The sequence below is a fragment of the Xanthomonas sp. XNM01 genome, from assembly GCF_014851915.1.
Lineage (GTDB): Bacteria > Pseudomonadota > Gammaproteobacteria > Xanthomonadales > Xanthomonadaceae > Pseudoxanthomonas.
In genome coordinates this window covers 1,173,977-1,197,965 of record NZ_JACVAP010000001.1, presented here as the reverse complement: position 1 = coordinate 1,197,965, position 23,989 = coordinate 1,173,977, and the positions used below count along the sequence as shown (strand labels likewise).

Annotated in this window: 23 protein-coding genes; 15 read left to right on the top strand and 8 right to left on the bottom strand. The window is 69.8% G+C overall.

Annotation, left to right across the window (positions count from 1 at the left end; genetic code table 11):
* Positions 1–246: 246 nt before the first annotated feature.
* The 6 genes from IB242_RS05470 (at position 247) to IB242_RS05445 (ending at position 7,799) form a co-directional block, all read left to right on the top strand.
* Positions 247–621, top strand: a complete 375-nt coding sequence (locus IB242_RS05470) for a cytochrome c (RefSeq protein WP_192276625.1) — start codon at positions 247–249, stop codon at positions 619–621.
* A 12-nt stretch (positions 622–633) separates the two neighbouring features.
* Positions 634–1,071: a cytochrome c gene (locus tag IB242_RS05465; RefSeq protein WP_192276621.1), complete on the top strand. Its 438-nt coding sequence runs from the start codon at positions 634–636 to the stop codon at positions 1,069–1,071.
* A 179-nt stretch (positions 1,072–1,250) separates the two neighbouring features.
* On the top strand, positions 1,251–3,128 hold the full coding sequence (locus IB242_RS05460; protein WP_192276618.1) for an ABC transporter ATP-binding protein: 1,878 nt from the start codon (positions 1,251–1,253) through the stop codon (positions 3,126–3,128).
* A 35-nt stretch (positions 3,129–3,163) separates the two neighbouring features.
* The gene (locus IB242_RS05455; RefSeq protein WP_192276615.1) at positions 3,164–4,363 is read left to right on the top strand and encodes a PQQ-dependent sugar dehydrogenase; all 1,200 of its coding nucleotides are present in this window, start codon (positions 3,164–3,166) and stop codon (positions 4,361–4,363) included.
* A gap of 136 nt (positions 4,364–4,499) precedes the next feature.
* The gene (locus IB242_RS05450) at positions 4,500–5,282 is read left to right on the top strand and encodes a ferredoxin--NADP reductase (RefSeq protein WP_192276612.1); all 783 of its coding nucleotides are present in this window, start codon (positions 4,500–4,502) and stop codon (positions 5,280–5,282) included.
* Between the two features lie 330 nt (positions 5,283–5,612).
* Positions 5,613–7,799 carry a M3 family metallopeptidase gene (locus tag IB242_RS05445; protein WP_192277762.1) on the top strand — a complete coding sequence of 729 codons (2,187 nt, stop codon included), beginning with the start codon at positions 5,613–5,615 and terminating at the stop codon, positions 7,797–7,799.
* Positions 7,800–8,145: 346 nt separating this feature from the next.
* Here the strand turns inward: IB242_RS05445 and cfa are convergent, their stop codons facing one another.
* Genes cfa through IB242_RS05430 form a run of 3 tightly spaced genes read right to left on the bottom strand, consistent with a single transcriptional unit; the run spans position 8,146 to position 10,443 of the window.
* Complete coding sequence (gene cfa, locus IB242_RS05440) at positions 8,146–9,267, bottom strand: cyclopropane fatty acyl phospholipid synthase (protein ID WP_192276608.1); 1,122 nt, start codon at positions 9,265–9,267, stop codon at positions 8,146–8,148.
* Positions 9,268–9,277: 10 nt separating this feature from the next.
* Positions 9,278–10,114, bottom strand: coding sequence for a DUF3298 and DUF4163 domain-containing protein (locus IB242_RS05435; RefSeq protein WP_192276605.1), 837 nt, complete (start codon positions 10,112–10,114; stop codon positions 9,278–9,280).
* Positions 10,115–10,164: 50 nt separating this feature from the next.
* Positions 10,165–10,443 carry a GNAT family N-acetyltransferase gene (locus IB242_RS05430; protein WP_192276602.1) on the bottom strand — a complete coding sequence of 93 codons (279 nt, stop codon included), beginning with the start codon at positions 10,441–10,443 and terminating at the stop codon, positions 10,165–10,167.
* Between the two features lie 177 nt (positions 10,444–10,620).
* Here IB242_RS05430 and IB242_RS05425 point away from each other — a divergent pair, with 177 nt between their 5' ends.
* On the top strand, positions 10,621–10,818 hold the full coding sequence (locus IB242_RS05425) for a hypothetical protein (RefSeq protein ID WP_225540043.1): 198 nt from the start codon (positions 10,621–10,623) through the stop codon (positions 10,816–10,818).
* 108 nt (positions 10,819–10,926) lie between these two features.
* Complete coding sequence (locus IB242_RS05420; protein WP_192277810.1) at positions 10,927–11,139, top strand: hypothetical protein; 213 nt, start codon at positions 10,927–10,929, stop codon at positions 11,137–11,139.
* A gap of 12 nt (positions 11,140–11,151) precedes the next feature.
* Here the strand turns inward: IB242_RS05420 and IB242_RS05415 are convergent, their stop codons facing one another.
* Entirely contained in the window at positions 11,152–11,769 is a 618-nt protein-coding gene (locus IB242_RS05415; protein WP_192276599.1) for a rhomboid family intramembrane serine protease, read from the bottom strand.
* Between the two features lie 7 nt (positions 11,770–11,776).
* Complete coding sequence (locus tag IB242_RS05410) at positions 11,777–13,381, bottom strand: oligopeptide:H+ symporter (protein ID WP_192276596.1); 1,605 nt, start codon at positions 13,379–13,381, stop codon at positions 11,777–11,779.
* Between the two features lie 128 nt (positions 13,382–13,509).
* Between IB242_RS05410 and IB242_RS05405 the strand changes: the two genes are divergently transcribed.
* The 4 genes from IB242_RS05405 (at position 13,510) to IB242_RS05390 (ending at position 17,228) form a co-directional block, all read left to right on the top strand.
* On the top strand, positions 13,510–15,276 hold the full coding sequence (locus tag IB242_RS05405; protein ID WP_192276593.1) for a M14 family metallopeptidase: 1,767 nt from the start codon (positions 13,510–13,512) through the stop codon (positions 15,274–15,276).
* A gap of 5 nt (positions 15,277–15,281) precedes the next feature.
* Positions 15,282–16,154 (top strand): endonuclease/exonuclease/phosphatase family protein, encoded by an 873-nt coding sequence (locus IB242_RS05400; RefSeq protein ID WP_225540041.1) that lies wholly within the window; start codon positions 15,282–15,284, stop codon positions 16,152–16,154.
* 85 nt (positions 16,155–16,239) lie between these two features.
* Entirely contained in the window at positions 16,240–16,785 is a 546-nt protein-coding gene (locus tag IB242_RS05395) for a type 1 glutamine amidotransferase domain-containing protein (protein ID WP_343237104.1), read from the top strand.
* Complete coding sequence (locus IB242_RS05390) at positions 16,782–17,228, top strand: hypothetical protein (RefSeq protein WP_192276587.1); 447 nt, start codon at positions 16,782–16,784, stop codon at positions 17,226–17,228. The genes IB242_RS05395 and IB242_RS05390 overlap by 4 nt, the downstream gene beginning before the upstream one ends.
* A gap of 264 nt (positions 17,229–17,492) precedes the next feature.
* On the opposite strand, the gene htpX is transcribed toward IB242_RS05390, so the two are convergent.
* Positions 17,493–18,368, bottom strand: coding sequence for a protease HtpX (gene htpX / locus IB242_RS05385; protein WP_192276584.1), 876 nt, complete (start codon positions 18,366–18,368; stop codon positions 17,493–17,495).
* A gap of 89 nt (positions 18,369–18,457) precedes the next feature.
* On the opposite strand from htpX, the gene gluQRS reads away from it, so the two are divergent.
* The 3 genes from gluQRS to phaR all read left to right on the top strand — a co-directional run bounded on the left by gluQRS (position 18,458) and on the right by phaR (position 20,741).
* On the top strand, positions 18,458–19,369 hold the full coding sequence (gene gluQRS, locus IB242_RS05380) for a tRNA glutamyl-Q(34) synthetase GluQRS (protein ID WP_192276581.1): 912 nt from the start codon (positions 18,458–18,460) through the stop codon (positions 19,367–19,369).
* Positions 19,370–19,388: 19 nt separating this feature from the next.
* Entirely contained in the window at positions 19,389–20,129 is a 741-nt protein-coding gene (gene phbB, locus IB242_RS05375; RefSeq protein WP_192276578.1) for an acetoacetyl-CoA reductase, read from the top strand.
* Positions 20,130–20,237: 108 nt separating this feature from the next.
* Positions 20,238–20,741: a polyhydroxyalkanoate synthesis repressor PhaR gene (phaR, locus tag IB242_RS05370; RefSeq protein WP_192276575.1), complete on the top strand. Its 504-nt coding sequence runs from the start codon at positions 20,238–20,240 to the stop codon at positions 20,739–20,741.
* Positions 20,742–21,058: 317 nt separating this feature from the next.
* Here the strand turns inward: phaR and IB242_RS05365 are convergent, their stop codons facing one another.
* Both IB242_RS05365 and IB242_RS05360 read right to left on the bottom strand, forming a co-directional pair.
* Complete coding sequence (locus IB242_RS05365) at positions 21,059–21,952, bottom strand: M48 family metallopeptidase (RefSeq protein ID WP_192276572.1); 894 nt, start codon at positions 21,950–21,952, stop codon at positions 21,059–21,061.
* Positions 21,953–22,080: 128 nt separating this feature from the next.
* Positions 22,081–23,925 carry a formylglycine-generating enzyme family protein gene (locus IB242_RS05360; protein ID WP_225540039.1) on the bottom strand — a complete coding sequence of 615 codons (1,845 nt, stop codon included), beginning with the start codon at positions 23,923–23,925 and terminating at the stop codon, positions 22,081–22,083.
* Positions 23,926–23,989 lie beyond the last annotated feature (64 nt).

The window sequence follows — 23,989 nt, the reverse complement described above, 5'->3', positions numbered from 1 at the left end:
TGGGCAGCCAGCCGCGTCATCCGCCTGACGGAGAGCGCCAGGCCGGTGCGCGCGCCCTCATCCGGCCGCCGATCCTGCCGCCCCACGGACGCCACCTCCGGCACAGGATCGCAGCAAGGTCCTTGATCGCACGCATGGACACGCGTTTCCGGTTGCGTTAACGCGAGGCTATACTCGACCCGACTTGCGTCCGGGAGGGGTAGAACCGGCCGCCAGATTCCATCCGCGACCGATCCGGACCATCGAATGAAGCGCCCGCTGCCGCTAGCCGCCTGCATTGCCCTGATCACTGTCTCTTTCACTTCCCTCGCCCAGGACGCACAGCCGTCCGCGCCCGCCCCGGCTGCCGCCGAAGCGGCAGCGCCGGCCGCCGGCGACCCCGAGAAGGGGCGGGTCCTGGCCTACACCTGCCAGGGCTGCCACGGCATCGAGGGCTACAAGAACGCCTATCCCAGCTACAAGGTGCCCAAGATCGGCGGCCAGTCGGCCGAGTATCTGGGCCAGGCACTGCACGAGTACCAGCAGGGCAAACGCCGACACCCGACGATGCAGGCCCAGGCGCAGAGCTTCTCGGCCCAGGACATCGCCGATCTCGCCGCCTTCCTGTCCACCATCAAGTAAGTGCCTCCCGACATGACGACAGCCGTGTACGCCCAGCGTCTCGCCATCGCCCTGACCGCCGCCCTTGCATTGGCGGCCTGCTCCTCCGGACAGGATTCCTCCCACGCCGCCGCTGACGCGCCGGCCGCCAGTTCGTCGGCAGGCCTGCCGAGCGGACGCATCGCCATCGGCGAGCAGCTGGCCACCGCCAAGGGCAAGGCCACCGGCCAGAGCTGCGTGGACTGCCACGGCCCGGATGGCAACGTGCCGCTGGACGCGAGCTACCCCAAGATCGGCGGGCAGTACGCCGACTACCTGGCCCACGCGCTGCAGGCCTACCGCAAGGGCGAGCGCGACCATGCGCTGATGACCCCGCAGGCAACCGGCCTGAGCGACCAGGACATCGCCGACCTGTCGGCCTACTTCGGTTCGCGCCCGGCCCAGATCCGCGACCTGCACGGCGCCTTCTGAGCCGGCTCCACGCGTTCGGATCCAGAGGCCCGCGCAAGCGGGCCTTTTCATGTGCGCAGTCCGGATCGGCCCGGTCCGTGGATGCCGCCGCGCCAGCGCAGGTGACGCCTGCGCCAGCGTCGAAGCATCCGCTGCCGATGTGATCGCCTGCGCGACGGGGCACGCGGCACAATGCCGGCATGCCATCGCCCGCCTCCAGCACCAAGCCGCGCCGGGAGCACGCCAGCCCCAGCCTGCGCGAGCGCTTCGACGCGATGCGCAACCTGCCGCCGTTCCTGCGCCAGATCTGGCAGACCAGTCGCTGGCTGACGATGACCAGCCTCGGCCTGCGGCTGATCCGGGCGCTGCTGCCGGTGGCGATGCTCTACCTCGGCAAGCTGATCATCGACGAGGCGATCCGCCTGGCCGGGCTGGAGCCCGGGCTGAGCGACATCGCCCAGGCCTGGCGCAGCGGCGCGCTCGACCACCTGGCCTGGCTGCTGGCGCTGGAACTGGCGCTGGCGGTCGGCTCGGACCTGCTCGGCAGGCTGGTGTCCTATGCCGACGGCCTGCTGTCGGAGCTGTTCACCAACGCCAGCAGCATCCGCCTGATGGAGCATGCGGCGACGCTGGACCTGGAAGACTTCGAGGACCCGGACCTGCAGGACAAGCTCGACCGCGCCCGGCGCCAGACCATGAGCCGGATGAACCTGATGAGCCAGCTGTTCGGCCAGGTCCAGGATGCGATCACCGTGGCCAGCTTCGCCGCCGGCCTGCTGGTCTATGCGCCGTGGCTGATCGCGCTGCTGGCGGTCGCGCTGATCCCTGCTTTCATCGGCGAGTCGCACTTCAACGCGCTGGGGTATTCGCTCAACCACCAGTGGACGCCCGAGCGCCGCCAGCTCGAGTACCTGCGCCAGACCGGCGCCAGCGTCGACACCGCCAAGGAGGTGAAGATCTTCAACCTCCACCGCTTCCTGGTCGGCCGCTACCGGGTGCTGGCCGAGCGCTTCTATGCGGCCAACCGCGCCCTCGCCCGCCGCCGCGCGTTCTGGGGCACGCTGCTGGCCGCACTCGGCACGCTGGGCTACTACGTGGCCTATGCCTACATCGCCTGGCGCACCGTGCGCGGCGATTTCAGCATCGGCGACCTGACCTTCCTGGCCGGCAGCTTCCGCCGCCTGCGCCAGCTGCTGGAAGGACTGCTGGTCGGCTTCTCGCAGGTCGCCGGCCAGGCGCTGTACCTGGACGACCTGTTCTCGTTCTTCGAGATCGAGCCGGAAATCGCCTCGAAGCCCGACGCGCTGCCGGTGCCGCGTCCGATCGCGCAGGGCTTCGTGTTCGACAACGTGGGCTTCCGCTATCCCGGTGCCGAACGCTGGGCGCTGCGCGGGCTGGAATTCGAGCTGCGCGCCGGCGAGGTGCTGGCCCTGGTCGGCGAGAACGGCGCCGGCAAGACCACGCTGGTGAAGCTGCTGGCGCGGCTGTACGAGCCGGACGAAGGCCGGATCCTGCTCGATGGCCGCGACCTGCGCGACTACGATCTCGACGACCTGCGCGCCAATGTCGGCGTGATCTTCCAGGACTTCGTCCGCTACCACCTGACCGCCGGCGAGAACATCGGCGTCGGCCGGATCGAGGCGATGGACGACGCGGCGCGCATCAAGGACGCCGCGCGCCGCGCCTTCGCGGACGAGGTGATCGCCGGCCTGCCGCAGGGCTACGACCAGGTCATCGGCCGCCGCTTCCGCAACGGCGTGGACCTGTCCGGCGGGCAGTGGCAGAAGATCGCGATCGCCCGCGCCTACATGCGCGACGCGCAGCTGATGATCCTCGACGAACCCACCGCCGCGCTCGACGCGCGCAGCGAGTTCGAGGTGTTCCAGCGCTTCAAGGAACTGTCCGAGCGGCGCACCGCGGTGCTGATCTCGCACCGGTTCTCCAGCGTGCGCATGGCCGACCGGATCCTGGTCCTGGCCGAAGGAAGGCTCGAAGCCAGCGGCACCCATGCCGAACTGATGGCGCAGGGCGGCCGCTACGCGGAGTTGTTCGAGCTGCAGGCCGCCGGGTATCGTTGAAGGCGATCCTCGAAGCCAAGACGAGGCACGTCTCGATGCGTCATTCCCTGCGCCTGCCCGCGTGCGCCACGCTGTGCGTGGTGCTGCTGTCCGCCCTCGCCGCCTGCGGCGGCAGCGACACCACGGCCACCTCCTCCACCGCCGCCACCGGCCCGGCCGAACAGACCACCCAGGCCGTGGCCAGCGAGCGCGGCCAGGCGCAGCTGACCGTGCTCGCCAGCGGCCTGTCGCATCCCTGGGCCGTCGCGCCGCTGCCGGACGGCAGCTTCCTGGTCACCGAGCGCGGCGGCCAGCTGCGCCATGTCGGCGCCGACGGCAGCATTTCCGCGCCGCTGGAAGGCGTGCCGGCGGTGGCCGCACGCGGCCAGGGCGGCCTGCTCGACGTCGCACTGGCGCCGGATTTCGCGCAGAGCCGGCGCATCTACCTGAGCTTCGCCGAGCCGGGCGATGGCGGCGTCGCCGGCACCAGCGCCGCCTACGCCACGCTGGGCGATGGCCGCCTGGACGACGTCACCGTGTTCTACCGGCAGGAGCCGAAGGTCAACGCCGAGAACCACTTCGGTTCGCGCTTCGCCTTCGACGGCGCCGGCCACGTGTTCATCAGCCAGGGCGACCGCACCCTGCGTCCGTCGGCGCAGGAACTGGACAAGCTGCAGGGCAAGATCGTGCGCCTGACCCTGGACGGCCAGGTGCCGCAGGACAATCCCTTCGTCGGCCAGGACGGCGCCCGTGCCGAGATCTGGAGCTACGGCCACCGCAACGCGCAGGGCCTGGCGGTCGATCCGCGCACCGGCACGCTGTGGGAGACCGAGCATGGCCCGCGCGGCGGCGACGAGATCAACCTGCCCAAGCCCGGCCTCAACTACGGCTGGCCGATCGTCACCCACGGCATCAACTACTCGGGCCAGCCGATCCCGGAGGCCCAGGGCAAGGAACAGGACGGCATGGCGCCGGCCCACCACGTGTTCGAGGTCTCGCCAGGCCTGTCCGGCATGGCCTTCCTCACCGGCCAGCCCGATTCGGCCTGGAACGACAGCCTGTTCCTGGGCGCGCTGGCCCAGCGCAACCTGATCCGCCTGCAGCTGGACGGCGATACCGTCGTCGGCGAGGAGCGCCTGCTACAGGACCTGGGCGAGCGCATCCGCGACGTGCGCGCCGGTGCCGACGGCAACCTGTACCTGGTCACCGACGAGGACAACGGCAAGCTGCTGCGCCTGCAGCCGCCGAAGGGCTGATGTCCCGGCCACCGTCCCGGGCGGCATGGCCGCCCCGGGACGGTGGCGCACGAGGCGCGGGTTCTTGATCGGGCGCAAGGCCCCCACGGACGGGTCGGCTACAATGACGCGTCCTGTTTTCCCCACCGATACCTCGATGTCCTCTGCCTACGGCACCGAAACGGTGCTCGACGTCCGCCACTGGACGGACGCCTACTTCAGCTTCACCACCACCCGCGACGACGGTTTCCGCTTCGAGAACGGCCAGTTCGTGATGATCGGCCTGCCCACCGAAAGCGGCAAACCGATCCTGCGCGCCTACTCCATCGCCAGCGCCAACTGGGAAGAGCAGCTCGAGTTCTTCAGCATCAAGGTCCAGCACGGGCCGCTGACCTCGCGCCTTCAGCACATCAAGCCCGGCGACGAGATCCTGATCGGGCGCAAGCCCACCGGCACCCTGCTGATCAGCGACCTGCACAAGGGCCGCAACCTGTATCTGCTGGGCACCGGCACCGGCCTGGCGCCGTGGTTGTCGGTGATCAAGGATCCGGAGACCTACGAGCGCTTCGACAAGGTCATCCTGACCCATGGCGTGCGTCATGCCGAAGACCTGGCCTACCGCGACTATTTCGAGAAGGAACTGCCGCAGCACGAGTTGCTCGGCGACATCATCGGCGAGAAGCTGCTGTATTACCCGGCGGTCAGTCGCGAGGACTTCCCCAACCACGGCCGCCTGACCGACCTGATGGCCAGCGGCGCGATGATGGACACCCTGGGCCTGGATCCGCTGGATGCCGAGCACGACCGCGCGATGATCTGCGGCAGCCCGCAGATGCTGGCCGATTTCCGGGTGCTGCTGGACTCGCGTGGCTTCGCCGCCTCGCCGCGGATCGGCAGCCCCGGCCAGTACGTGTTCGAACGGGCCTTCGTCGAGAAGTGACCCGGCGCGGCGGCCGCACCGGCGGCGCCACGCCCCTGCCACACCGATGCCATCCACGCCGCCCGCAGCACGGGCGGCGTGGCTGCATCTGGCCGTCGGCCTATGCCGGCCGGCATCAGCCAGGCCGCCTGGCGCGTTTCCGCGCCACGACCATGCCCCGATTCCGGGTGCAAGCCACTGTTTCAAAAGATGTCCCCTGTGCAGCCGCCCGGTGGGAGCCGCCTTCCCGCAAGCGCCATACGACGTTTGTCCCGTGCCTTTTGTCACGGGTCCCGACGATGGTTGCTGCGGTAAATTTCAGGGTTTGACCCAGCAGGACCCTGCCCGATGATGAGAACCGGCCTTTCCCTCGCCCTTGCCGCCGCGCTCGGCATGACCATGACCGCCTGCTCCAGCGACGAGGCGTCCAAGCCCGGCACCGAGCAGACCGCCGCTGGCGCCGAAGCGTCGCAGGACAACCCGTTCCTGGTGCAGAGCGACCTGCCGCTGCAGTACCCGCATTTCGACCGGATCAAGGACGGCGATTTCGCGCCGGCCTTCGATGCCGGCATGGCCGAGCAGCTGAAGGAGATCCAGGCGATCGCCGGCAACGCCGAGGCCCCGACCTTCGAGAACACCATCCTCGCGCTGGAGAACAGCGGCCAGGTGCTGGGCCGTGCCCGCGCGGTGTTCTTCAACCTGGTCGGCACCGACACCAACGACACGCGCAAGGCGATCCAGGCCGAGTACTCGCCGAAGTTCGCCGCGCACAGCGACGCGATCATGCTCGATGGCCCGCTGTTCCAGCGGGTCAAGACCCTGTACGACACCCGCGACAGCCTGGGCCTGGACGCCGAGGGCGTGCGCCTGGTCGAGCGCTACTACACCGACTTCGTCCGTGCCGGCGCCAACCTGTCCGACGCCGACAAGACCAGGCTGAAGGACATGAACGGCCAGCTGGCCACGCTGGGCACCCAGTTCAGCCAGAACGTGCTGAACGAGGTCAACGCCTCGGCCGTGACCTTCGACAGCGCCGAGGCGCTGGCCGGTTCGACCGACGCGCAGATCGCCGCCGCCGCCGAAGAAGCCAAGAAGCGCGGCCAGGAAGGCAAGTACGTCGTCACCCTGCTCAACACCACCGGCCAGCCGCCGCTGAGCTACCTGAGCGACCGCGAATCGCGCCGGAAGATCCACGAGGCCTCGATGGCCCGCGGCAGCCGCGGCGGCGAGTTCGACAACACCGCCATCGTCTCGCAGGTGATGAAGCTGCGCGCCGAGCGCGCCGCGATGCTCGGCTACCCGAACCACGCCGCGTTCTCGCTGGAGGAAGCCACCGCCAAGACCCCGCAGGCGGTCAACGACATGCTCGGCAAGCTGGCCCCGGCCGCCGTGGCCAACGCCAAGCGCGAGGCCGCCGAGCTGCAGAAGATGATCGACCAGGAGCAGGCCGCCAAGGGCGAGCCGAGCTTCCAGCTCGAGGCATGGGACTGGGCCTACTACACCGAGAAGGTGCGCAAGGCGACCTACGACTTCGACGAGTCGCAGCTCAAGCCGTACTTCGAGATGAAGAACGTGCTGGAGAACGGCGTGTTCTTCGCCGCGACCCAGCTGTATGGCATCACCTTCAAGGAACGCACCGACCTGCCGAAGTACCACGCCGACACCTGGACCTACGACGTCTTCGACGCCGACGGCAGCCAGCTGGCGATCTTCATCTTCGATCCGTATGCACGCTCCTCCAAGCGCGGCGGCGCCTGGATGAACTCCTACGTGTCGCAGTCCGAACTGCGCGGCACCAAGCCGGTGGTCGCCAACCACCAGAACATCACCAAGCCGGCCAGTGGCCCGACCCTGCTGACCTGGGACGAGGTGACCACGATGTTCCACGAGTTCGGCCATGCGCTGCACGGCATGTTCTCGGACGTGAAGTACCCGTACTTCAGCGGCACCAGCGTGCCGCGCGACTTCGTCGAGTTCCCCTCGCAGGTCAACGAGATGTGGGCCGACTGGCCGTCGGTGCTGGCCAACTACGCCAAGCACCACGAGACCGGCGAGGCGATGCCGCAGGCGCTGCTGGACAAGGTCCAGGCCACCGCAACCTTCAACCAGGGCTTCGCAACCACCGAGTACCTGGGCGCGGCGATGCTCGACCAGCGCTGGCACCAGATCGGCGCCGACAAGGTGCCTGATGCCGCCGGCGTGATGCAGTTCCAGGCCGACGCGCTGGCCGCCGACGGCATCGCCTACGCGCCGGTGCCGCCGCGTTACCGCACCGCCTACTTCAGCCACATCATGGGCGGCTACGCGGCCGGCTATTACGCCTACATCTGGTCGGAAGTGCTGGACGCCAACACCCAGGCCTGGATGCAGGAACACGGCGGGCTGAAGCGCGAGAACGGCGACCGCTTCCGCGCGACCCTGCTCTCGCAGGGCGGCAGCAAGGACGCGATGCAGCTTTTCCAGGACTTCACCGGGCAGGCCTCGCCGCAGATCGAGCCGCTGCTGAAGAAGCGTGGACTGGACCAGGCCGGCAAGTAAGCCGCCCTGCGCCATCGGCATGACGACGACGCCACCTCCGGGTGGCGTCGTCTTTTTGTGGTCCCGGGCATGCAGTTCTCCACAGCCTGTGTGGATCACTTCTGCATGAAGCTGTGGATAAGCGGCCGGACGCCTTGCGCGACGGGCGTGTCAAGATGGATGGTCAAAATTTGACCAGCAGCAGCACCATCGTCGGACCGGACCGGGATCGATCGCCATGGCCGATCCGACGTCCAGCGCAAGTGCGATGCCCTGCACCGAATGCACGCGCGGTGCCTCGCGGAGGATCCAGGAGGGCCGGGAACGGCCACCGAACCCGCGCGACGACGCAACCCGATGCCGCCGATCAGCGCGGCGCCAGGTAGCCGCCCGGCACGCCCGACGGCGACAGCACCAGTTGCCAGAGCTGCAGCCGCCGGCAGCGGAACGCGGCCATCGAGCCGGCCAGGTAGTAACGCCACATCCGCCTGAAGCGCTGCTCGTAGCGCGCGTCCAGCGTGTGCCACGCGGCTTCGACGTTGTCGCGCCAGGCCTGCAGGGTCCGGTCGTAGTCGGCGCCGAAGTTGTGCCAGTCCTCGATCACGAACCGTCCCTCGCAGGCGTCCGCGATCTGCGCGGCCGACGGCAGCATCGAGTTGGGAAAGATGTAACGCGCGATCCATGGATCGGTACGGATCCGGCTGCGGTTGCCACCGATGGTATGCAGCAGGAACAGCCCGTCCGGGAGCAGGCAACGGCGGACCACGTCGAAGAAGGTCCGGTAGTTGCGCACGCCGACATGCTCGAACATGCCGATCGAGAACACCGCGTCGTAGCGGCCATCGAGCGCGCGGTAGTCCTGCAGCCGGATCTCGATCGGCCGACCTACGCACAGGCGGCGCGCATGGGCGGCCTGCTCGCCCGAGATCGTCACGCCGACACCTTCCACCCCATGGTGCTCGGCCGCGTACAGCAGTGCCTCACCCCATCCGCATCCGATGTCGAGCACCCGCATGCCGGGGCGCAGACCGAGCTTGCGGCAGACCAGGGCCAGCTTCGCTTCCTGGGCAGCGTCCAGATCGCCGGCATCGCGCCAGTAGCCGCAGCTGTAGACCATGCGCCGCCCCAGCATGGCGCGGTACAGGTCGTTGCCCAGGTCGTAATGGCGGCGCCCGACTTCGCCGGCGCGGCGCGCGCTCTGCAGGTTCAGCAGCCGGGCCAGCACGGCATCGCCGATCTCGCCGATGCCATGGACGCGCTCGTCCAGGCCTGCCCGCATCAGCCGCAGAAGCAGGCCGTCGAGCGATGCCGCATCCCAGGCACCGTCCATGTACGACTCGCCCAGCGCCAGCGCTCCCCCGCCCAGCAGCCGCTGGAACACGCGGGAATCGTGCACCTGCATGTCCCAGGCGCGCTCCCCGTCGATGCGCACGTCCGCTTCGGCCAGCAGCGCTTCGACACGTTTCCGTTCGCGCGATGCCGGCTGCATGCTGCGCCACTCAGTCCGAGAACAGCCCGCGGATGTCGTCGGCCAGCCAGGGCCGCAGCACCTGGGCCGGGACGTCGACCGTCCGCACGCCGTCGGCGTAGGGACCGACCTGGTAGGGCGGAAACACGAAGCGCAGCGCGCCGATCCGCCCGTCCGCCGCGCGCACGGGCTCGAACTGGGAGAAGTTCTCCGCGCTCGGTTCGGTGCCGTCGGCGATCATCTTCAGCGCCGTGCCCAGCAGGCGACGACGGTCCTCCTCTTCCAGCGCCTCGTCGGCGGCGCGGGTGTGGGCCGCGGCGCTGAGCTGTTCGCCCACGTAATCGGCCACGCCCCGCCAGTCGTCCGGCGTACGCAGCAGGTTCTCCGACGTCAGCATCCGGTCCTGGCGCGGCAGCCAGACGAAGCGCGCGACCAGCGGCAGGCCATGCGCACCACCGGTGTACAGGCTGCCGTCCGCGGCGACCGCGTAGACATCGTCGGTCTCCAGGATCCGGCGGAATCCCAGCGAGAGTTCGTAGGGCGCGCGCGGCGCTTCCTCCAGCCCGTCCACCGCCTGCACCAGCTCGGCGCGGGCGGCCTGGGCGTAATCGGACAGGGCACGTGCCAGGCCCGGGTAGCGGCCCGCATCCTTCGGGAAGCTGATCCCGACCACATAGCGCGGATCATGCTCGATCACGTCGTCCAGGCTGACCGGCGCGAGTGCCGGCGCTGCGGCGGGCGCATCGCCCGCCTCCACCGGTGCCGGCGCGGGCGTCGCCGGCTGCGACTCCGGCGCCGTTTGGGGTTCACGACCGCAGGCGGCCAGCAGGCCGACCGACACCACCAGGCCCCACACACGCTTGTCCATCTCGGCTCCTTGCACCGCGTTCCACATGGCGGCCCGCATGGGCCACGCCCTCATTCCACGACCAGCCCCTGGTACTCCGGGTGCCGCTCGATCCACGTCGCCGCATACGAGCACGCCGGCACCACCCGCCAGCCACGCGCGCGCGCGTACTCCAGCGCGACCTGGACCAGTCGCCCGGCGATGCCGCGTCCACCGATCTGCGCCGGCACGCCGGTATGGTCGATGACCATCCGCTCGCCCGACTGCCGGTAGGTCAGCTCGGCCTCCCAGCCATCGACCACCAGGCTGAAGCGGGCGGCGGCGGGGTCGTGCTGGATGTCGCTGGTCATGAGATCTCCTGCTCCTGTCCGGGAATGCGCGGCACTGGCCGACGCTGCGCGTCACATTCTGGCGCGGGTCCGGACAGCACCCGGTGATGATCGCGCGGCCGGCCTGCGGCCGCCAGCGTCAAGGAGTTGGCACGCCTCATGCGTGGACTGTGTTCGACAGCAATCAGGAGAGCACCGATGAACAGCGTAGCCCCGATGGACATCGTTCCCGGCGCCAACGGCGACACCTCGCTGCTGGAAGGCCTGTATCAGCTGGTACTGGATGGCGCGACCGACAGCTGGGAGTTCGAGCAGCTCAACGCCGAGGTCTACGGCCGGCTGGAAGCGGCGTACCGGATCGACGCCGAGCGCACGCAGCCCGCCCTGGCCGGCTGACGCAACCGTCATCGCGACGGGAAATCGACGCCGGCATCGCCTGCAGGCGATGCCGGCCTGCGCTGGCACGCTTCCTGCGCATCGCAGGCGTTCACCAAGAAGCCTGCGATGACCCGTCACACCGATGCGCCCGGCAGCGACACGCTGCTGCTCGAAGCCCTGTTCCAGCTCGCCTTCAGCGGCACCACCGAGGGCTGGGAGTTCGAGCGGATCAATGCCGAAGTCTACGACCGGCTCAAAAGCGCCTATCCGCCGCCCAGGATCTCCGGCGACCGCTGGACCCGCATCGCCAGCCCGCCGCCGCCCGCAGGCGGCGACTGAGCGGACGCGGGCTCAGCCGAACTTCGGCTGGGTCACCGCCTGCAGGAAGTGGGCGAGGATCCGCGGATCCATCGCCACCATGAACAGCACGCCGAAGGCCGCGCCGGCCAGGTGCGCGCTGTGGTTGATGCGGTCGCCGCCGCGCCGGTCCATCCAGATGCTGTAGCCGACGTAGAACACCGCATACAGGATCGCCGGCGCCGGGATGAACATCACCAGGATGATCGTCCACGGCGACAGCAGGATGAAGGCGAACAGCACCGCCGACACCGCCCCGGACGCCCCCAGGCTCAAGTAGTTCGGGTTGTTCTGGTTCTTCAGGTAGCTGGGCAGGATCGAGACCGCCAGCGCCGTCAGGTAGAACGCCGGATAGGTCAGCATGCTGCCGGTCAGCTGCACCATCACCTGCTCGATCATCCGTCCGAAGAAGAACAGGGTGATCATGTTGAACAGCAGGTGCGGGAAGTCCGCATGGATCAGCCCGTAGCTCAGCACCCGCCAGTACTCGCGGTGCCTGGAGATCGCAGGCGGCCACAGGATCATGCGGTCGGCCAGGCGGCGGTCATTGAACGCGCGCCACGACACCAGTGCGGTGATGGCGATCAGGGCCAGGGTGATCGGGGAGTCCATGCGGTCCTCAGGCGGCGCGATAGTTGTCCTGCATCGGGTAGCGGCGTGCATAGGCAGCGAACGCCAATGCGGCCACGAACGCGAAGCCGGCGAAGAAGAACATCAGGAACGCATTCTCGCTCAGCCCGGTGCTGGCGATGCTGCCGATGACGGCGTCGTTGCGCACCGCGGCATTGGTCAGCAGCACCCACAGGCTGCCGAAGGTGCTGGTCAGGTACCAGAAGGCCATGATCACGCCCTTCATCGCCTGCGGCGCCTGGCTGTAGGCGAACTCCAGCGCGGTCGCCGAGACCAGCACCTCGCCGAAGGTCAGCAGCAGGTACGGCAGCGACTGCCAGGCCAGCGAGACCTGCTCGCCGCCGTCGATCCACAGCTGCAGCGCACCGGCCGCGATCCAGGCCACGCCGGAGAACACGATGCCCCAGCCCATGCGCCGCAGCGGGGTCACGGTAAAGCCCATCGCGCGCAGCGTCGGATACAGCACCAGGTTGTTGAACGGGATCAGCAGCATCACCAGCAGCGGGTTCAGCGCCTGCATCTGCGCGGCATCCTGCAGCGGCATCCACGACGGGATCACCATCTCGCGGCCCTGCAGGATCCAGGTCGAGGACTTCTGGTCGAACAGCGACCAGAACGGGGTCACCAGCGCGAACACGATCAGCACGCGCAGCACCGAACGCACGCCGTCCACCGCCGCGTCCGGGTGCACGCCGCGGGCGCGTTCCAGCTGCATCGAGGCGCCGATGCCACCGGCCGCGATGATCACGCCCAGCGCCAGACACGCCGAGATCACGAAATTGAAGGACTGCGCCCAGCCCGCCGGCAGCACGCCGACCGCCGACAACGCCCAGGCCAGCAGCAGCAGCACCGCGACCACGATACCGAACATCGCCACCAGCAGGCCCGGCCGGCCCGCGCCGCGCTGTTCGGCGCGCAGCGCGCTCTTGACCACCTCGAAGAATGCATGCGGATCGCGGCTGGAAGGCGGCACGTTCACGTAGTGCTTGCGCCCCAGCCAGAACACGAACGTGGCCAGGAACATCAGGATGCCCGGCACGCCGAACGCCACCGCCGGCCCGTAGTTGCGCAGCAGCAGCGGCGCCAGCAGCGACGCGAAGAACGAGCCGAAGTTGATGATCCAGTAGAACGCGTCGAAGACCAGCTTGGCCTTGTCCTTGTTGCTCTGGTCGAACTGGTCGCCGCAGAAGGTGACCACCAGCGGCTTGATGCCGCCCGAGCCGAGTGCGATCAGGAACAGGCCGGTGTAGAAGCCGGTCGCGTTGTTCTCGAACAGCGCCAGGCACGCATGGCCGGCGCAGTAGATCAGCGAGAACCACAGGATGGTGTTGTATTTGCCGAAGTACCGGTCCGACAGCCAGCCGCCCAGCAGCGGGAAGAAGTACACGCCGATGACGAACATGTGGAAGATGTCCTTGGCGGCGGTGTCGCGCGCGGGACCTTCCGGCAGGTACGCCAGCAGGATCGAACTGATCAGGAACGGCACCAGGATGTTGCGCATCCCGTAGAAGCTGAAGCGCTCGCACGCCTCGTTGCCGATGATGTAGGAGATCTGGCGCGGCATGCGCCCGCTAGCGGCGGGAGTCGTGCTCATCCGGGGTCCAATATGCAAATTTCCCCGAGATTACCCGATCATGCCGGCAATTCGAATCTTGACGGATGCCGCGGGACCGGCTTCGAAGACACTGGCATGATGGCGTCGTCTCCCTGCCGGCACCGCCGATGTCCCGTCTTCCCCTCGTCCTGCTGCCGCTGCTGCTGGCGCTCTCCCCCGCCCTGGCCGCACAGGATCTGACCACCGTCGCCGAGCGCTCGCAGTTCCGCAGCACCGGCCGCTACGACGAGGTGCCCGCGCTGGCGCGCGCCTTCCAGCAGGCCCATCCGGACAAGGTCGCGGTACGCACCTTCGGCGTCAGCCCCGAAGGCCGGCCGATGCAGCTGCTGGTGGTGACCGGCACCGGCGTGTTCGACCCGGACGAGGCCCGTCGCCGCGGCCTGCCCGTGGTCCTGGTCCAGGGCGGCATCCATGCCGGTGAGATCGACGGCAAGGACGCCGGCTTCCTGGCCCTGCGCCAGGTGCTGGAAGGCCAGGCTGCGCCCGGCGCGCTGGACCGGCTGGTCTGGCTGTTCGTCCCGGTGTTCAACGTCGACGGCCACGAGCGCTTCGGCCGCTGGAACCGCCCCAACCAGCGCGGCCCCGAGGAAATGGGCTGGCGCACCACCGCGCAGGGCTACAACCTCAACCGCGACTACCTGAAGGCCGACAGCGCCGAGATGCGCGCGATGCTGTCCCTGGTCCGCAGCTGGGATCCACTGGCGGTCGTCGACCTGCATGCCACCGACGGTGCGCAGTTCGAGCACGACATCTCGATCCAGGTCGAACCGGTCCACGCCGGCGACGAGGCGCTGCGCGGCATCGGCCGGCAGTGGCGCGACACGGTGATCGCCGACCTGGCCCGGCAGGGATCGCTGCCGCTGGATTTCTACCCCTCCTTCGTCACCTCAGACGAACCGGCATCGGGCTTCGAGGACAGCGTCTCGCCGCCGCGCTTCTCGCACGGCTATTTCCTGCTGCGCAACCGCCTCGGCATGCTGGTCGAGACCCATTCCTGGCGCCCGTATCCGCAGCGGGTACGGACCACGCGCAACACCATCGTCTTGGTGCTCGAGCAGATCGCCCGGCATGGCGCGGACTGGCGCCGTGCGGCCGACGCCGCCGATGCGCGCGCCGCGCGGCTGGCCGGCACCCCGCAGCCGCTGACCTGGATCACGCTGCCCGAGGCCCGCACGATCGCGTTCCGCGGCTATGCCTACACGCGCACTCCGTCGGCGATCTCCGGCGCCCTGATGACCCGCTACGACGAATCCACACCGCAGGTCTGGCAGGTGCCGCTGCGCGACCGGATCGCACCCGGCCTGCAGGTCGACGCCCCGGGCGCCGGCTATGTGGTCCCGGCGGCCTGGGCGGCGCAGGTGGCGGCGATGCTCGACCTGCATGGCATCGCCTACCGCCGCATGGATGCCTGGACGCAGGCGCCGGTGCAGACCTTCCGCAGCGAGTCGCCGCGCTTCGCCGCGCGTCCGTCCGAGGGCCACCAGCGCGCCGAACTGGCCGGCCACTGGACAGCGGAACCACGCGACATCCCGGCCGGCTCGCTGTTCGTGCCGACCGCGCAGCCGCTGCTGCGCCTGGCGATGGCGATGCTCGAACCGCTCGCGCCGGATTCGCTCGCGGCCTGGGGCACGTTCAACAACGCCTTCGAGCGCAAGGAGTACATGGAGGACTACGTCGCCGAGGACGTGGCGCGCCAGCTGCTGGCCGACGATCCCCGATTGCGGGCGGCGTTCGAGCAGCGACTGGCCGACGACCCGGCCTTCGCCGCGGACCCGGCCGCACGCCTGGACTTCTTCTATCGCCGCCACTCGGCGTGGGACGAGCGCTACGGCCTGTATCCGGTGCTGCGCCTGGACCAGGCGCCACCACGCTGACCGGCATGCGTCCCTCCATCCCGCACCTGCCCGCGCTCGGCCTGCTGCTGGTCCTCGCCCTGGCCGCGATGTCGGCCAGCGCCGGCGCCGCAACGCCCGTGCAGGACGCGCCGGCCACCGCCGGACCGACGGTCCACGTGGTCACGCTGAACCTGTACCACGACCAGCAGCACTGGCCGCAGCGCCGGGTCGAGATCGCACGCGTGCTCGGCGACCTCCGGCCCGACGTGATCGCACTGCAGGAAGTGCTGGAGCACGAGCAGCTGCAGAACCAGGCGCAGTGGCTCGGACAGGCGCTGGGCTACCAGGTGCATTTCATCACCAACGATCCGCCCAGCCGGCCGCGCCGCTACGGCAACGCGCTGCTGACCAGGGGTGTGGTGCTGGAACGTGGCGAAACGCTGCTGCATCCGCTCGACGATTACCGCGTCGCCGGGATGGTGCGGCTGCTGGTCGAGGGCCAGCCGCTGAACGTGTACGTGACCCACCTGCACTGGCGGCCGGAGGGCGGTGCGATCCGCGCCCGCCAGATCGACGACCTGCTGGCCTGGATCGATGCGACCGACGATGGCCTGCCGAGCGTGATCGCAGGCGACTTCAACGTCCCGACCGAGGCGCCTGAACTGGCCGCCCTGCGCGCGCGTTACGACGACGCCTGGGACATCCTGCCGCTGCCCCGCCCGCCTCCGCCGCCGAGCACGCTCAACCCGCATTTCTATCCCGAGCAGCGCGTGCGCATCGACCACGTGTTCCTGCAGCGCGGCCGGCTGGCCTCCAGCAGCGTGGGCCTGCTGTTCACCGAACCCGATGCCAGCGGACTGTGGGCATCGGATCATCTGGGGCTGTCGGTCCACGCGCGCCTGCTCCCGGCGCCATGAACGGATTCACCCGCCGGGCGTGCTTTCGCGCGATCTTTGCGAACCGGACGCTAGCCTCGCCGCTCCCCCTGCGAAACGGAGCACGATCATGCGCCCACTCACCGGCAAGCGCGTGGCCATCCTGGCCAGCCACGGGTTCGAACAGTCCGAGCTGCTGGAGCCGATGAAGGCACTGCGCGACCAGGGTGCCGAGGTCGACGTCGTCTCGCCCGAGGAAGGGCCGATCCAGGGCTTCGCGCATTTCGACAAGGGCGAGACGGTGGCGGTCGACCGTCGTCTCGAGGGCGTCGATGCCGGCAGCTACGATGCGCTGGTCATTCCCGGTGGCCTGTTCAATCCCGATGCGCTGCGCCGCGACGACGACGCCCTGCGCTTCACCCGTGCGTTCTTCGACGCCGGCAAGCCGGTCGGCGCGATCTGCCACGGCCCGTGGGTGCTGGTCGATGCCGGCGTGATCGACGCGCGCGAGCTGACCTCGGTGCCCAACATCCAGCGCGACCTGCAGAATGCCGGCGCCCGCTGGGTGGACCGCGAGGTCGTCGTCGACCGCGGACTGGTCACCAGTCGCACCCCGAAGGATCTCGACGCGTTCTGCGCGACCCTGGTCGAGCAGATCCGGGACGCGGCATGACCGCGTCCGTGCACGCGCGCCTGCACGGCCGGCGCATCGCGCCTGGTGCGGCCTGGGCCTGCCTTGCGCTGTTGCCGCTGCTGGCCGCCTGCGGTGCACCCGAACCGCCGGCGTCCACCCCGCCGGAAGTCCCGGCCACGTCCGCGTCCGCACCCCCGCCGCCAGATGCGCAGCGCCCGGCGCCGGCCGCGTCCACCCCGGCGGCCCGGCAGTGGCGGTGCGGCGAGGAAACGGTGTCGCTGCGCAGCGACACCGCCCGCGGCGTGCTGATCCTCACCCACGCGCGCGGCGAGCTGGAACTGCCCACCGCCGGTGCCAGTGACGGCACGCATGCCGATGGCAACGGCAACGCGTTCGACGAACGCGACGGCAGCGCCCGCCTGACGCTGTCGGGCCAGCCACCGCGCGACTGCACGCCGGGCGAGGCGCAGGCCACGCCGTAGCAGCGCGGTGCGCCAGCCACGCAGTTGCATGGCCACGTGGTGGAGACGCCCGGACCCGCCCGGCATGGAGCATGCGGCCAGCGGGCGGCATCCGGGCTGTGCGGCCCGGGCCATCCGCGGGAACGGCGTCCGGGGAGCCGCTTCCACTGCGGTCGTGCAGCCGCAGGCACGCTGGCATTCCACTCCCCACGACGACGAAGGCCCGCGTCCGCGGGCCTTCGCTTTCAGCAGGATGACGCGGCGGAACGCCCGCGCCGCCGCCGGTCAGACCGACGTGCTCGAGCGCAGCGCGGCAATGCGCACTTCCAGCGGCGGGTGGCTCAGGAACAGCTTGCGCAGGCCCTGGCCCATGCCGCCTGCGATGCCGAACGCGGCGATCTGCGACGGCAGCGTGTTGGTGCCGTGGTTCAGCGACAGCCGCTCCAGCGCGGCGATCATCTTCTGCCGGCCGGCAAGCTGCGCGCCGCCGATATCGGCGCGGAACTCGCGGCGACGCGAGAACCACATCGCGATCATCGTCGCGAACAGGCCGAACACCATCTCCAGCACCATCACGATCGCGAAGTAGGCCAGGCCGCGGCTGTTGCCCTCGCGGTTGCCGGACAGGTAGCTGTCGACGATGCCGCCGACCACGCGCGCCAGCACGATCACGAAGGTGTTCAGCACGCCCTGCAGCAGCGCCATGGTGATCATGTCGCCATTGGCCACGTGCGCGACCTCGTGGCCGAGCACGGCCTCGGCCTCGTCCTGGCTCATGTTGTTGAGCAGGCCGGTGGAGACGGCGACCAGCGCGTTGTTGCGGTTGGCACCGGTGGCGAACGCATTGATCTCCGGCGCGTCGTAGATCGCGACCTCGGGCATGCCGATGCCGGCCGCCTGGGCCTGGCGCTGCACGGTGGCCACCAGCCAGCGTTCGACCTCGGTGCGCGGCTGGGTGATCACCTGGGCACCGGTGGAGCGCTTGGCCATCCACTTGGACAGCAGCAGCGAGACGAAGGAGCCGCCGAAGCCGAACAGGGCGGCGAAGATCAGCAGCCCGCTCATCTGGTTGGGGCTCACGCCCAGCACGGACATGATGATGCCGGCCAGGAACAGCACGGCCAGATTGGTGGCAAGGAACAGTGCGACGCGGGTGAACACGGCGGAATCTCCGTCGTAATGGATTGTTCCGCTTCATGTGGGAATTCAGCGACTTGAATTCAAGGGCCGGGCGCCACCACCATGCTGCGATGACGTCAGCCCCGCCTTCCGGCTACCGCGGCCGCTTCGCCCCCTCGCCCACCGGGCCGCTGCATGCCGGCTCGCTGCTGGCCGCGTTCGGCAGCTGGCTGCTGGCCCGCGCCGCCGGTGGACAGTGGCTGGTCCGGATCGAGGATCTGGATCCGCCGCGGGAGGTGCCGGGCGCGGCCGACGCGCAGCTGGCCGCCCTGTCGGCGTTCGGCCTGGTGTCCGACCTGCCGGTGGTCCGGCAGAGCGGCCGCCATGCGCTGTACCAAGCCGCGCTGGAGCGCCTGCTGGCCAGCGACGACGCCTTCGTCTGCCACTGCAGCCGCAGCGCGCTGGCCAGCCAGGGCGGCATCCACCGCCGCTGCGTGGCGACCGGCCCCAGGGCGCACGCGGCCAGCCGGCTGCGCGTGGCCGAGGGGCCGGTGACGTTCGAGGACGGACTCCAGGGCATGGTCGTGCAGGACGTGGCGCGCGAAGTCGGCGACGTGGTGCTGCGACGTGCGGACGGCTACTGGGCCTACCAGCTGGCGGTGGTGGTCGACGATGCCGACCAGGGCGTGACCCACGTGGTGCGCGGCGCCGACCTGCTCGACTCCACCCCGCGCCAGATCCTGCTGCAGCGTGCACTCGGCGTGGCGACGCCGCACTACCTGCACCTGCCGCTGCTGCTCGATGCCGACGGCAGGAAGCTGTCCAAGTCCGCCGCCGCGCTGCCGGTGGACCCTGCCGATCCGCTTCCCGCGCTCCGGACCTGCTGGGTCCTGCTCGGCCAGGATCCGGCACCATTGCAGGGCAGCAGAAGCGTCGATGCACTGCTTGAGTGCGCCATTTCGCACTTCGATGGCGCACGTCTGCCGACGCGCTTGCACTTTCATGAAACGCCCACTACAACTGCCCCCGAAGACCCTGAATAGGACCCTCGGGAGGGGCCACATGAACAGTCGCGTCGCACTCGTCACCGGCGGCACCGGTGGTATCGGTACGTCCATCTGCAAGCGGCTGGCCGACATGGGCCACAAGGTCGCCACCAACTACCGCAACGAAGAGAAGGCCCGTGCCTGGCAGCAGGCGATGCAGGCCGAGGACTATGCGTTCACGCTGGTGCCTGGCGACGTCGGCACGCCGGAAGGCGCGCAGGCGCTGGTCGAGGGCGTGCAGGCGCAGCTCGGCCCGGTCGAGATCCTGATCAACAACGCCGGCATTACCCGCGACACCACGTTCCACCGGATGGCGCCGGACCAGTGGCACGACGTGATCAACACCAACCTCAACTCGGTGTTCAACGTCACCCGCGCGGTGATCGACGGCATGCGCGAGCGCAAATGGGGCCGCGTCATCCAGATCAGCTCGATCAACGGCCTCAAGGGCCAGTACGGCCAGGCCAACTACGCGGCGGCCAAGGCCGGCATGCATGGCTTCACCATCTCGCTGGCGCGCGAGAACGCCAGGCTCGGCATCACCGTCAACACGGTGTCGCCCGGCTACGTGGCCACCGACATGGTGATGGCCGTGCCGGAGGAAGTGCGCGCCAAGATCGTCGCCGACATCCCGACCGGACGCCTCGGCAAGCCCGAGGAAATCGCTTACGCGGTGGGCTTCCTGGTCGCCGACGAGGCCGCCTGGATCACCGGTTCGAACCTGGACATCAACGGCGGTCACCACATGGGCTGGTAAGCCCGCGGTCCTCGTTCGCGCCACGTTCCACCCCGTCTTCCGGCAGTTGCAAGCGCTGTTGCAGTGCGCCATGCTCGGCGCACATGGGAGCAAACGAGTGACCGCTAGATGGCCGCCACCCGCATCATCAAGAAGTACCCGAACCGCCGCCTGTACGACACCGAGATTTCCAGCTACATCACCATCGAGGACGTCCGCCAGCTGATCTTGGACGGCGAATCCTTCGAAGTCCGCGACGCCAAGAGCGGCGACGACCTGACCCGCTCCGTCCTGCTGCAGATCATCGCCGAGCAGGAGCAGGATGGAGAGCCGATGCTGTCGACCCAGCTGCTGAGCCAGATCATCCGATTCTACGGCGACTCGCTTCAGGGCTTCATGGGCAACTACCTCGAACGCAGCATGACCCTGTTCCTGGAGCAGCAGCAGACCTTCCGCCAGCAGATGGGCAACCTCCTCGGGCAGACGCCGTGGACGGCGATGAACCAGCTGACCGAGCGCAACCTGGAGCTGTGGCAGGAATTCCAGCGCAACCTCACCGGCGGCATCGGCCGTCCGGTCGGACGCCCGGGCGAGACGCCGGCGCCGGACCGCAGCAAGACCCGCGGCCGCTGAGCCAGGGGATTCACCAGATGGCCGCCTCCGGGCGGCCATTTTCGTTGTGGGGCCCCGTCGGTTTCCACGCCGGAATCGCGGGTGCATTCGCGGAGCCGGTCATCAGGCGCCGACGTGCAGGCTCCGCAGCGAAGCGTCGAGCCGGTGTCGCCACCACCACCGATGGCGGCCGTGCCGCGATCCGAGATCACCGTGCCCGGTCTGCGGTCGGAAGCCCGGTTCCCGATGATCGCGCGACAGCGTGCCCGCTTCGCCACCGCAGCAGCGCCCAGTGGCCGCGCCCTCGGGCACGGCGAGCGGCGGTCATCCGCCGCTGGCTACTGCCGGCAGAACCGCTGCCTGTATTCCATCGCCTTGGGCATCAGCGCCTGCAGGGTCTGGATGCGGGTGCCCGGATTGGGGTGGGTCGATGCGAACTCCGGCGGCGCCTCGCCGCCGGACGCCTGCCCCATCCGCTGCCACAGGCCGATCGCCTCGTTCGGGTCGTAGCAGGCGGCGGCCGCCAGCATCAGGCCGACCTCGTCTGCCTGGGTTTCGTGGGTCCGCGCATACGGCAGCAGATAGCCATAGCCCATCGCCGCCATCACCATCTGCTGTTGCTGCGGGTCCATGCCGCTGGCCGCGCCGGCCATCTGCCCGATCTGGGCCAGCTTCTGCTGGCTCATCCGCTGCGCGCCATGCCGCAGCAGCGCGTGCGCGATCTCGTGGCCCATCACCACCGCCATCGCGTCCCTGGTTTCGGCGACCGGAATCAGGCCGGTGTAGACCGCCATCTTGCCGCCCGGCAGGCAGAACGCATTGGCCTGCGGCGAGGGGATCACGTTGACCTCCCACTCGAAGCCGCGCCAGTGGTCGAGCGCCTGCATGCCGTGTTCGGCGGCGAGCGCGGCCGAGACCTCGTCGACCTTGTCGATCAGGCGCGTGGCGATCTCGCGCACCTCGCGCGCCGCCGGATCGCTGGCCGGCAGCGGCGGCTCCTGCTGCAGGATCTGCTGGTAGGCCTCCAGGCCGAGCGCGCGCTCCTGCTCCGGCCCGATCGTGCTGTCGATCAGCACCGTCTCGCCGGTGTACGGATCGGCGGTGCGGTTGGAGACGTAGTAGTAGGCGGCATAGCCGGCGAAGGCCAGCAGGATCAGCCAGCGTCCGCCTCCGACACCGCGCCTGCGCCGGGCCGGCTGCCCGCGTCCCTGGCCGAACGGATCGTTTCGCATCACCATCCTCCTGTCGGGAGCAGCCCGCGGTGTCGATCAAGCATCGCACCTGCCCACGTGCAGGCGCGGACAAGATCGCATGTCCCTGCCCGACGGTCGCCGGACCGGCTGCCGCCCGGGCCGGCGCCTCAGATGCCGCGGACCAGACGGAAGCCGATGCGCGCGCTGGTCATGTCCGAGTCCACCGACGAGCGCCATGCCGACCGGGTATGCCCGGGCGACGCGGCCCAGTTGCCGCCGCGCACCACGCGCGCCCGGCAGCCGGGGTTGTACCACGCCGCCCCGTCGGCCGGCGCACGCCGGTAGCTCGCATGCCAGCAGTCGGCAACCCACTCGCTGAGGTTGCCGGCCATGTCGTGCAGCCCCCAGGCGTTGGGGCGGAACCGTGCGACCGGCGCCGGCCCCCAGTAGCCGTCGCCGTAACCGACGAAGGCGTTGTTCCAGGTGCGCCCGCTCGGCGAGACGTCGTTGCCGCCGGTGAAGTTGCCGCTGGCCTCGGGCGGCCGACCGTCGTTGCCCCAGGGATAGCGTCCGGCGTTGCCGGCCCGCAGCGCGTACTCGAACTCCGCTTCGCTCGGCAGCCGGTAATGGCGCCCGGTCTGCTCGGACAGCCAGGCCGCATAAGCCTCCGCATCGCGGACGCTGACGTGCATGACCGGGTCCCCCGGCGCTGCCGGGCGGCCGTCGTAGCCGGACTGCCAGTCCACGCCGCTGCGGCGGACGAAGTTGCCGCTGCGCTCGTCGTAGACGATGGAGTTGCCGCGGCGCGTCGCCCGCGGCCGGGCGCCGGCCTGCGCGACGAAGCGGCCGAACTCGGCCACGGTGACCTCGGTCAGCGACATCGCGAACCCGCGGTCGAAGCGCACGTAGTGCGCGGGCTTCTCGGCGTCGGCGGCCATCGGGTCGCTGTCCAGCGCGCCCATGCGGAACGCGCCGTGCGGCACCACCACCATCTGCGGTCCGCGGCCACCGTTGCCCAGCGCATCGGTGAACACCTGACCGGGACGGAACTGACCGTAGTGGGTGGCCAGGTCGATGCGTTCGCGCAGGTTGGCCGCGACCGGGTCGCCGGGCCTGGCGACGCCGAGGATCTCCTCCAGCTTGATCCGCGCATCGCGCAGCCCATCGCCGCGGACCAGGTCGCGCAGCGCGGCATCGCGCAGCGCGGCCACCCGGGCCGCCCGTACCGCTTCGAGCCGGTCGCGACCGTCGGCGACCGCACCGGCCGCATCCTCGCGCACCGCCTGCGCGTGGTCGAGCCAGCGCCCGGCCTCGTCGAAATCGAAGCCACGTCCGGCATCGTCGGCCCGGCGCAGCATCGCGCTCTCGACAGCGGCGCGTCCCTGCAACGCACGCGGGTCGTTGTCGACCAACAGCAGCGCATCGCGGAACCAGGCCAGCGCGCCATTGCCCTGTTCGCCGAGGCGACCGGCACGCAGATCGTCTTCGCCGGCCATGTTCAGGGTCAGCAGCCGGCGGGCGAACTCGACCCGCAACTGCAACGCGAGGACCGGCCCGGCATCGGGCGCCAGCGTGCGCGCGACCGCGGCCAGTCGTTCGGCGCGGGCCAGCAGCGCGACCTCGTGCTCGCTGCCGGCCAGGGCCTCGTCCGCCGCGGCGATCACCGCCTGCAGCGTGCGCTGCACGCCACGCCGGGCCACCGAGTCGGCCGGGTCGAAGGCCGCCAGCGCCAGATACAGCGGCGCAGCGGCCTCCGCGTCCTCGAACAGGTGTCCGTCGGCCAGCGCCTCGGCGGCGCGACGGCGCAGCGCGGCGCGGTCGGTGTCGGCATCGATGGCCACGGCGGGCGGAACCCAGACGCCGCTGACCGCCTCGCTCTCGTCGCCGCTGACGGTGACCGACGGCTGCGCCGCGGACGCCGGCCCGGCCGCACCCGGCACCGGGTCTTCCGCACCGGGCACCGGCGCAGGCGTGCAGCCGACCATCGAGGCCAGCAGCGACAGGTACAGCATTGTCCACGCGTATCCGCGCGCGCCCGCTCCCATGCTTTTTTTCGTCCGCATCCGTCGCGTTTGA

Excerpts from the sequence above, each read along its gene's own strand:
- IB242_RS05360 (WP_225540039.1), bottom strand. The coding sequence starts at position 23,925 with ATGCTGTACCTGTCGCTGCTGGCCTCGATGGTCGGCTGCACGCCTGCG.
- IB242_RS05420 (WP_192277810.1), top strand. The coding sequence starts at position 10,927 with ATGACCCGTCACACCGATGCGCCCGGCAGCGACACGCTGCTGCTCGAA.
- IB242_RS05460 (WP_192276618.1), top strand. The coding sequence starts at position 1,251 with ATGCCATCGCCCGCCTCCAGCACCAAGCCGCGCCGGGAGCACGCCAGC.
- IB242_RS05410 (WP_192276596.1), bottom strand. The coding sequence starts at position 13,381 with ATGAGCACGACTCCCGCCGCTAGCGGGCGCATGCCGCGCCAGATCTCC.
- IB242_RS05405 (WP_192276593.1), top strand. The coding sequence starts at position 13,510 with ATGTCCCGTCTTCCCCTCGTCCTGCTGCCGCTGCTGCTGGCGCTCTCC.
- IB242_RS05390 (WP_192276587.1), top strand. The coding sequence starts at position 16,782 with ATGACCGCGTCCGTGCACGCGCGCCTGCACGGCCGGCGCATCGCGCCT.
- phbB (WP_192276578.1), top strand. The coding sequence starts at position 19,389 with ATGAACAGTCGCGTCGCACTCGTCACCGGCGGCACCGGTGGTATCGGT.
- IB242_RS05430 (WP_192276602.1), bottom strand. The coding sequence starts at position 10,443 with ATGACCAGCGACATCCAGCACGACCCCGCCGCCGCCCGCTTCAGCCTG.
- IB242_RS05450 (WP_192276612.1), top strand. The coding sequence starts at position 4,500 with ATGTCCTCTGCCTACGGCACCGAAACGGTGCTCGACGTCCGCCACTGG.
- IB242_RS05470 (WP_192276625.1), top strand. The coding sequence starts at position 247 with ATGAAGCGCCCGCTGCCGCTAGCCGCCTGCATTGCCCTGATCACTGTC.
- cfa (WP_192276608.1), bottom strand. The coding sequence starts at position 9,267 with ATGCAGCCGGCATCGCGCGAACGGAAACGTGTCGAAGCGCTGCTGGCC.
- phaR (WP_192276575.1), top strand. The coding sequence starts at position 20,238 with ATGGCCGCCACCCGCATCATCAAGAAGTACCCGAACCGCCGCCTGTAC.
- IB242_RS05435 (WP_192276605.1), bottom strand. The coding sequence starts at position 10,114 with ATGGACAAGCGTGTGTGGGGCCTGGTGGTGTCGGTCGGCCTGCTGGCC.
- gluQRS (WP_192276581.1), top strand. The coding sequence starts at position 18,458 with ATGACGTCAGCCCCGCCTTCCGGCTACCGCGGCCGCTTCGCCCCCTCG.
- IB242_RS05445 (WP_192277762.1), top strand. The coding sequence starts at position 5,613 with ATGAGAACCGGCCTTTCCCTCGCCCTTGCCGCCGCGCTCGGCATGACC.
- IB242_RS05455 (WP_192276615.1), top strand. The coding sequence starts at position 3,164 with ATGCGTCATTCCCTGCGCCTGCCCGCGTGCGCCACGCTGTGCGTGGTG.
- IB242_RS05425 (WP_225540043.1), top strand. The coding sequence starts at position 10,621 with ATGAACAGCGTAGCCCCGATGGACATCGTTCCCGGCGCCAACGGCGAC.
- IB242_RS05365 (WP_192276572.1), bottom strand. The coding sequence starts at position 21,952 with ATGCGAAACGATCCGTTCGGCCAGGGACGCGGGCAGCCGGCCCGGCGC.
- IB242_RS05415 (WP_192276599.1), bottom strand. The coding sequence starts at position 11,769 with ATGGACTCCCCGATCACCCTGGCCCTGATCGCCATCACCGCACTGGTG.
- IB242_RS05400 (WP_225540041.1), top strand. The coding sequence starts at position 15,282 with ATGCGTCCCTCCATCCCGCACCTGCCCGCGCTCGGCCTGCTGCTGGTC.
- IB242_RS05465 (WP_192276621.1), top strand. The coding sequence starts at position 634 with ATGACGACAGCCGTGTACGCCCAGCGTCTCGCCATCGCCCTGACCGCC.